The organism is Pseudoflavonifractor sp. An176 (assembly GCF_002160435.1).
Lineage (GTDB): Bacteria > Bacillota > Clostridia > Oscillospirales > Oscillospiraceae > Enterenecus > Enterenecus faecium.
The window spans coordinates 1-7,677 of sequence record NZ_NFKO01000052.1; the positions used below are offsets into that span (position 1 = coordinate 1).

General features: G+C 63.4%; 8 protein-coding genes. 4 read left to right on the top strand and 4 right to left on the bottom strand.

The genetic code is table 11. From position 1 onward, the window contains the following. Positions 1 to 209: 209 nt before the first annotated feature. Positions 210 to 1,043 carry a putative RNA methyltransferase gene (locus tag B5F12_RS11300; protein WP_087234458.1) on the top strand — a complete coding sequence of 278 codons (834 nt, stop codon included), beginning with the start codon at positions 210 to 212 and terminating at the stop codon, positions 1,041 to 1,043. A 38-nt stretch (positions 1,044 to 1,081) separates the two neighbouring features. Then, on the top strand, positions 1,082 to 2,887 hold the full coding sequence (gene pepF / locus B5F12_RS11305; RefSeq protein ID WP_087234460.1) for an oligoendopeptidase F: 1,806 nt from the start codon (positions 1,082 to 1,084) through the stop codon (positions 2,885 to 2,887). 306 nt (positions 2,888 to 3,193) lie between these two features. Here pepF and B5F12_RS11915 read toward each other — a convergent pair whose 3' ends face one another. Further along, complete coding sequence (locus B5F12_RS11915; RefSeq protein WP_275532707.1) at positions 3,194 to 3,778, bottom strand: C39 family peptidase; 585 nt, start codon at positions 3,776 to 3,778, stop codon at positions 3,194 to 3,196. Positions 3,779 to 3,822: 44 nt separating this feature from the next. Between B5F12_RS11915 and B5F12_RS11920 the strand changes: the two genes are divergently transcribed. Continuing rightward, complete coding sequence (locus tag B5F12_RS11920) at positions 3,823 to 4,086, top strand: hypothetical protein (RefSeq protein WP_158096809.1); 264 nt, start codon at positions 3,823 to 3,825, stop codon at positions 4,084 to 4,086. A gap of 180 nt (positions 4,087 to 4,266) precedes the next feature. Here the strand turns inward: B5F12_RS11920 and B5F12_RS11315 are convergent, their stop codons facing one another. The 3 genes from B5F12_RS11315 to B5F12_RS11325 are packed head-to-tail and all read right to left on the bottom strand — an operon-like array spanning position 4,267 to position 7,290. After that, positions 4,267 to 5,199: a hypothetical protein gene (locus tag B5F12_RS11315; RefSeq protein WP_087234464.1), complete on the bottom strand. Its 933-nt coding sequence runs from the start codon at positions 5,197 to 5,199 to the stop codon at positions 4,267 to 4,269. Continuing rightward, on the bottom strand, positions 5,186 to 6,634 hold the full coding sequence (locus tag B5F12_RS11320) for a HAMP domain-containing sensor histidine kinase (protein ID WP_087234466.1): 1,449 nt from the start codon (positions 6,632 to 6,634) through the stop codon (positions 5,186 to 5,188). Before B5F12_RS11320 ends, B5F12_RS11315 begins: the two co-directional genes overlap by 14 nt. Further along, the gene (locus B5F12_RS11325; RefSeq protein WP_087234467.1) at positions 6,631 to 7,290 is read right to left on the bottom strand and encodes a response regulator transcription factor; all 660 of its coding nucleotides are present in this window, start codon (positions 7,288 to 7,290) and stop codon (positions 6,631 to 6,633) included. The genes B5F12_RS11320 and B5F12_RS11325 overlap by 4 nt, the downstream gene beginning before the upstream one ends. A gap of 259 nt (positions 7,291 to 7,549) precedes the next feature. Here B5F12_RS11325 and B5F12_RS11925 point away from each other — a divergent pair, with 259 nt between their 5' ends. After that, entirely contained in the window at positions 7,550 to 7,657 is a 108-nt protein-coding gene (locus B5F12_RS11925; protein WP_158096810.1) for an LPXTG cell wall anchor domain-containing protein, read from the top strand. The last annotated feature ends 20 nt before the right edge of the window (positions 7,658 to 7,677 follow it).

A 7,677-nucleotide genomic window follows, 5' to 3' on the forward strand; every position in this document is an offset into this window, starting at 1 on the left:
GGCGGGGGAAGGCCCCGCCTTTGGTGGGTCTTTGGTGACTTTCTGCCCAGTCAGAAAGTTACCCCAGCGGAGCGTCCCCGGCTGGGGCGCTGGTTTCTGCCTGAGAAATCGGAGGAGTGCAAGCCCTCTCCGTCCGCCCTACAGGCCTTGCCTTTTGGTGCAGTTTTGGATAAGATAGAGAAAAACAAACCACCAAAAGGAAGATCGCCATGAGCCTGTTTCGCTGTCCCATCTGTGGAGCCCCCCTCACCCGGGAGGGCCGCACCTATACCTGCCCCAACCGCCACTGTTACGATGTGGCCCGGGAGGGGTACGTCCACCTGCTCCCCGCCAACCAGAAGCACTCCGCCAACCCCGGGGACGACAAAGCTATGATCGCCGCCCGCACCGCCTTTCTGGACGGGGACTACTATGCCCCTCTGCGGGAGACTCTTTGCACCGTTGTGTCCGCCCACGGGGGACAGAATCCCAAAATCCTGGACGTGGGGTGCGGCGAGGGGTACTACACCCAGGGCCTGGCCCAGCTGCCGGGGGTAGAGATCGCCGGGGTGGACCTGTCCAAGGCGGGGCTGAAAAAGGCGGCCCGACGGGTAAAAGAGGGGGAGTTTGCCGTGGCCTCGGTGTACCATCTCCCCGTGGCGGACCAGGCGGTGGACGTGGTGGTGGACTGCTTCGCCCCTCTGGCCCTGGAGGAATACCGCCGAGTGCTGCGAAAAGGCGGGCTGTTTGTCTACGTGGTGCCCGCCCCCCAGCACCTCATGGAGATGAAGGCGGTGCTCTACGACACCCCCTACCCCAACCCCGAGGAGCGGGTGGAGTATGAGGGGTTCTCCTATGTGGACATCCTACCTGTGACCACCACCTTCACCCTGCCGGACCAGGCGTCCATTCAGGCCCTGTTTGGCATGACCCCCTACGCCTGGAAGACCCCCCGGGCGGGGGTGGAGCGGCTGGAGCAGCTGGAGCAGCTCACCGTCACGGCGGACTTCCGGGTGCATGTGTTTCGCCGGGAGGGTTGCAAGAAACCCAGTTCTGTGCTATGATTTCTTTATCATACTGAAATCCCAAGGAGGAATTTCCCATGTCTCAGATGAATGCCATTCCCGAGCGCGACCAGGTTTCCGTGGAGGAGACCTGGAACCTCACCGACCTGTACGCCGACGACGCCGCCTGGCAGGCCGAGTTTGAGGTGGCTCAGACCTACGTGGACAAGCTGTCCGCCTACGCCGGGCGGCTGGGCGAGAGCGGCGCCACCCTGCTGGAGTACCTGGAGCTGTGCCAGGAGGCCGACACCCTGCTGAACAACCTGGCCAACTACGCCTACCGCAAGGGGGACCAGGACACCCGCGTGGCTCAGTACCAGGCCATGGAGGGCAAGATCAGCTCTCTGGCCGTGGAGATCAACGGCGCCATCGCCTTTGAGACCCCCGAGCTGCTGACCATCGACCCGGCCAAGCTGGAGGGCTTTTTCCAGGAGGAGCCCGGCCTGGAGCTGTACCGCCGCTACCTGACCATCATCCAGGAGAAGCGGGCCCACGTGCTCTCCGACGCTGAGGAGAAGCTGCTGGCCGCCGCTGCCGATCTGGCCCAGGCCCCCAGCGACGTGTACGCCAAGCTCACCTACGCCGACCTCACCTTCCCCTCCACCACCGACGGGGAGGGCAACGAGGTGCCCCTGTCCAACGGCGCTTTTGTGCCCACCCAGATGAGCGAGGACCGGGTGCTGCGGAAAAACGCCTTTGAGGCCTTCTACGGGGTGTATGGCAGCGTGCGCAACACCGCCGCCGCTACTCTCAACGCCGAGGCTAAGCAGCGCCAGTTCTACGCCAACGCCCGCAAGTACCCCTCCGCTCTGGCCGCCGCCGTAGACTCCACCCGGGTGCCCGAGAGCGTGTATCACAACCTCATCCAGACGGTGAACGCCAACCTGGACAAGATGCACCGCTATATCCGCCTGCGCAAGAAGCTGCTGGGCGTGGACGAGCTGCACATGTACGACATCTACGCCCCCATGGTGTCCGGCGGGGAGAAGGTCATCCCCTATGCTGAGGCCAAGGACACCGTGTTTGACGCCCTGGCCCCCATGGGGGAGAAGTATCGGGCCATCATCCGGGAGGGCTTTGACAACCGCTGGATTGACGTGCGGGAGAACGTGGGCAAGCGCTCCGGGGCCTACTCCGCCGGGGCTCTGTGCCACCCCTACGTGCTGCTCAACCACAAGGACAACCTGGAGAGCATGTTCACCCTGGCCCACGAGATGGGCCACGCCGCCCACTCCTACCTGTCCAACCGCACCCAGGCTCCCGTGTACCGGGACTATGTGATCTTCGTGGCTGAGGTGGCCTCCACCTGCAACGAGGCCCTGCTCATGGAGTACCTGCTGCAGCGCACCACCGACAAGCGCGAGCGGGCCGCCCTCATCAACCACTTCCTGGAGCAGTTCAAGGGCACCCTGTACCGCCAGACCATGTTTGCCGAGTTCGAGCTGCGCATGGGCGAGCTGTGCGCCAAGGGCGAGCCCCTCACCGCCGACCTGCTCTCTGCCGAGTACAAGGCTCTCAACGAGAAGTACTACGGCCCCGACATGGTGTCCGACGACGAGATCGCTCTGGAGTGGGCCCGCATCCCCCACTTCTACTACAATTACTATGTCTATCAGTACGCCACCGGCTACTCCGCCGCCATCGCCCTGTCCCGCCGCATCCTCAAGGGCGGGGAGAGCGCCGTGGAGGACTATCTGGGCTTCCTGTCCGGCGGCTGCTCCAAGGACCCCATCGACCTTTTGAAGGGCGCTGGCGTGGACATGTCCTCTCCCGCCCCCATCCAGGACGCTCTGGACCTGTTCGGCACTCTGCTGGACGAGATGGAGAAGCTCATGGAGGAGTAATGCTCCCCAATTTTCTCAAACATACCAAGATGGAAGCAGCCCTTTGGGTTGCTTTCATCTTTTTTTCGACCCAAAGCCTTCCTCCCGGAGGGAGCGAAAAGATACCGCCGCACCTCTTGTTGTGCTGTGGTAGGGGCCGTGGCTTGCCCGGCCCGAAGACCTGGGCAATACCAGGGCAGCAACAGAAACGATACTTCTTACCTATTCGCTCTTATCTTATTCCGTTTCTGTGCCCCTCCCCTACGCCCAGCAGCCCAAGAAATGCGGCAAGGTTCAGGGCCTGCATTCTTCATTTTTCATTCATCATTATTCATTAATGATCACCGCCCGGCGGCCCATGGCGTCGAAGATGTCCCAGAAGGTGGACTCCTCCACCCACTGCCACCCCTCCAGAGGGTCGGCGGTGAGGTAGCCCTCCTCCCCATAGTCCACCACCACCACACAGTGGAGGTTGGCATAGGGTTGGTAGAAGGTATTGTCGTTGAGGTACCAGTAGCGGAGGCTGGCCACCGGGGCGGTGTAGTCCAGGGTCACCCAGGCCACCAGGGGCACGCCGTCCTCCAGATATCCGTTGAATTGCCGCTGGGACAGCCCGGACACCGCCCGGACGGCCCAATCGCTGCCCTGGTCCTGGAGGTAGGCGTTGCCCGCCTGGACAATGGGCCCCTCGAAGCAGTACCAGCCCCCCAGCTCCGAGGTGGCGTCCCCCACGTACACGTCCTCGGGGTTGCCCCCCACCTTCCACCCCTCCGGGGTCTCGGTGAAGTCCTGGCGGGGGAGATACCCTTCATACAGCTCCAGCTTATCCACCGGGTATCCGGCCCAGCCCAGCACCATGGCCAGACTGGTGACCTCACAGCCGTTGGGCAACTGGGGATTTTGCCGTTGCAGCGTTACCCCCCTCTGGGGCTTTGCCGGGGTGGTGGGAGCGGGCTGTGCTGTGGGAGCGGGCTGTGCTGTGGGAGCGGGCCGTGCTGTGGGAGCGGGCCGTGCTGTGGGAGCGGGCCGTGCTGTGGGTGTGGGCTGTGCTGTGGGAGCAGGCCGTGCTGTGGGAGCGGGCCGTGCTGTGGGAGCGGGCTGTGCTGTGGGTGTGGGCTGTGCTGTGGGAACAGGCGGCGTTGTGGGTGTGGGCGAGGACATGGAGGCAGACGGAGTGCAAAAGGGCGTGGCAGCTGCGGGTGAGAAGGCGTGGGGGGTGATGGCCACCAGGAGCAATCCGCCAGCCAGACAAAGGCCAATGGCCCCGACTGTGTACCAGTGGAGCTTATGACGTGCTGTTCGGAACATAGAAAAGCCCCCTTTCACCAATTTCTATCTCTACAGACAGTATGAGGCAAAAGGGGGCAAGAAATCTCCCATGAAGTTGTATCGAAGTTGTATCAATATCCATACCCGGACCTGCCATTGATGGCGATTCCGCTATATCCCTCCAGTACCACATCATAATATAGTCCCACGGAGTACCAGCTGTTCACATCGGAGTGGGAAGTGGTGAGCACCACCACCACCTGCCGCTGGGTGGTGACCAGCTGTACCCAGCAGTCGGCCACCTCCAGCGCGGCAGAAATCTGCTCCAACTGGGTTTGGAGCGGGGCGCTTTCATCCAGGTTCAAGGTATCGCGCACCCGCCCCAGTTGGGAGAGTACATTGCCGAGCATCGTGGCGGCATTGGCCTCATACCAGATTCCCCCGGACTCCATGTAGGGAGTCTGGTCCAGCTGCTCCCATATCTCCAACAACAGTTCCTCTATCGTGTGAGAGGCGTGGGGGGAGAAGAGCTGGCACACATCCTGCTGCACCTGTGCCAATGCTGCCTCTTTCTGGGTCCGAGTGGGGGGCTCTCCGGTGGAGCGGGCCACCCAGGTCATGCCGGAATCCTGGTAATCCTGGCCGTAGGCCACATCCAACAGGGCGGGCAGGCCGCTCTGGGTGGTCACGGGGCAGTCTGTCCAATATCCGGTGTTGTTGCGGATTTTGCCCTGGTTTACGCTATCTTGCATACCTGTGAACCCCAAAATGGAGGGGATTTGCTCCAGATTGTAGGTGAGCCATCCCAGCTGCTGGTTGATCATTTCTTGGGAGAGGTTGCTCTCAAACGTCTCTTCCTCGTAGCGATTCCAGGGGTAAAAGACCACTTCCTCCTTGCTCTGGCCCACCACCGAGGGGATGGTGGGGGTGTCCACCTCCACGGTTTTGCCCGCCTGGGGGACCACCACCAGCCGGGCGGCCATCCCCACGGCCATGCCTCCGGCCAGCAAAATGAGGACGGTCAAAAGGACAAATAGCCAGGGGCGGCGATTAGACGTCTTCATGGCCGTCCACCTCCTGACACAGCGGGAAGGTGAGGGTCACCTGGGTGCCCTCTCCCTCCTGGCTCCAGAATTCCATGGTGCCCTGGTGGGCCACCACAATGGCCTGACACAGGGCCAGACCCAGGCCAGCGCCCCCCGCCTTGCGGCTGCGGCTCTTGTCCACCATGTAGAAGGGCTGGCAGATCTTCTCCAGCTCTTCGGGGGGGATGCCCTGGCCCCAGTCCCGAATCTTCAAAACGGCCTTCTCTCCCTCCGCCTGGGCGGTGAAGGACAGCCGCCCCCCGGTGGGGCTGGCCTTTCGGGCGTTGTCCAGCAGGTTGTACAGCAGAGATTTGAACAGCTCCCGGTCCATGGCGATGGACAGGGGAGGGCAGGAACAGGAGAGGGTCAACTGGGTCTGGGCCAGCAGGGGCTCCAGACTCACCGCCACCTCGCCCACCACCTGGTCCAGGGGGGTGGGCTCGAAGGTGAGGTTGACGCTGCCCACGGTGAGAAGCTCCAGCAGCTTGGCCGACAAGGAGCGCAGCCGCTTGGCCTCCTCCAGAATGATGCCGGAATACTCCACCCGCTGGGGGTCGGACACCGTCTTGGGCAGGTACAGCAGGTCGGCATAGCCCATGATGGAGGTCAGGGGGGTCTTCATCTCGTGGGCCAGGTTGCCCACGAACACCCGCCGCTCCTCGGCCACCTGCTCCAGCTGTTCCACTCGCTCCTGTACCGCCTGGGCCAGGGCGTTCATGTCCTGGGCCAGGTCGGCCAGCTCGTCCTGGCTGCGGATGTCCAGCCGCTGGTCGTAGTTGCCCCCGGCGATGGAGCGGGCGTTTTCCCGCAGGGCGCCCAGGGGGCGCAGCAGTCGCCGCACCAACAGTAGCAGCAGCACGGCGGCCAACAGGCTGATGCCCAGGCTCAGCCCCACCGACCGCAGGGCCTGGAGGTTCAGGTCCCGCTGGAGGTCGCCCACCGAGTAGGCGGCTACCAAACGGTACTCCCCGGACTCCAGGGTCAGGGGCATAGAGCACACCAGATACCACTCCCCGGCGGTGTCGCCCGCCTGGAGCTGGCACTGGGTGAGGCTGTCATCTTCGGCGGTGGGTGGGACCACCCCGGCGGGCAGCTGGTTCCACACCGCCTTTTCTTCCTGGTCCAGCAGCATCAGACCCGCCAGATAGTCGTCGGTGGCCTGTTGCTCCAGGGTCTGGATGGCGGTCTCCCGGGTCTGATCCTCCTGGAGCAGCACCACACCCAGCCGCAGCCGCTGGTTGAGAATGCCCGCTTTCAGAATGCCCGCCATGTACTGCTGTTGGGTGATGGCCCGCTGCTGTTCCCGCTGCCACAGGGCATCCCGGGTGGAGCGCAGCAGCAGCACCGAAGACAGGGCAGTGATGGACACCATCAGGGCCAGGGTGGAGAGAAAGATCTTCTGCCACAGCTTCATGGCAGCTTCTCCAGGCGGTACCCGATGCGGGGCAGAGTCACCAGGCGCTGGGACAGGTCCAGCTTCTGGCGCAGCCGCTGGACGTGGATGTCCACGGTGCGGCTCTCTCCCTGGTACTCATAGCCCCACACCATGGAGAGGAGCCGTTCCCGACTCAGGGCCAGGTCCTGGTGCTGGAGGAAGACCCGCAGCAGCTCAAACTCCTTGGGGGCCAGGGGCACCAGCTCCCCGTCCAAAGTGACGGTGTGGCTGTCCAGGTTCTGGACAATGGGGCCGTAGGTGAGCACCCGGACGCCGCCGCCCCGGCGGCGCAGCACCACCTCCACCCGGGCCAGCAGCTCCAGGGTCTCAAAGGGCTTGGTGATGTAGTCCTCGGCGCCCAGCCGCAGGCCCCGCACCTTGTCCCCCACCTGCTGCACGGCGGTGAGGAAGATCACCGGGACCCCCACACCCCGCAGGTGCTCCATGACCTGGAAGCCGTCCATGCCGGGGAGCATCACGTCCAGCAGCACCAGGTCGAACACCCCCGGCTGCACCAGCTCCACCGCCTTGGACCCGTCCATGCAGCTCTGACAGGTGTAGCCCGCCATCTCCAGGGTGGCGGCAATCATGCGGGCAATATTTTCTTCGTCCTCCACAATGAGTATGTGTGCCATGGTGTTTCTCCTCTCCCCATCATGCTTATGGTACCTTCATCTTATCACAGGGCTTTGGACAAGTCAGCAAGAAGTTGTTTCCGAGTTGTAAAGGCGGAACGTTTCACCTGGGCAATTCCCCTGGCGAGGGGAGACGCGCTGAAGCTGGGGTGACTTTCTGGGTGGGCAGAAAGTCACCAAAGACCCACCAAAGGCGGGGCCTTCCCCCGCCCCGGAGACCTCCACCAATCCCGAGGCCACCCAGAAGCCTGAGACTGACGTGCCCCAGACCGGGGACGCCGCCCAGCTGAGCCTGGTGCTGGGTGTTCTGGTTCTGTCCGCCGCCGGGCTGGCGGCTGTGGTGACGGTGCGTCGTCGGCGCAGCTAAGCCCCTGATAAAACAAGAAA

What these genes read in the sequence shown, in the direction of transcription:
- B5F12_RS11300 (WP_087234458.1), top strand. Translation starts at nt 210, where the DNA reads ATGAGCCTGTTTCGCTGTCCCATCTGTGGAGCCCCCCTCACCCGGGAG.
- pepF (WP_087234460.1), top strand. Translation starts at nt 1,082, where the DNA reads ATGTCTCAGATGAATGCCATTCCCGAGCGCGACCAGGTTTCCGTGGAG.
- B5F12_RS11315 (WP_087234464.1), bottom strand. Translation starts at nt 5,199, where the DNA reads ATGAAGACGTCTAATCGCCGCCCCTGGCTATTTGTCCTTTTGACCGTC.
- B5F12_RS11320 (WP_087234466.1), bottom strand. Translation starts at nt 6,634, where the DNA reads ATGAAGCTGTGGCAGAAGATCTTTCTCTCCACCCTGGCCCTGATGGTG.
- B5F12_RS11325 (WP_087234467.1), bottom strand. Translation starts at nt 7,290, where the DNA reads ATGGCACACATACTCATTGTGGAGGACGAAGAAAATATTGCCCGCATG.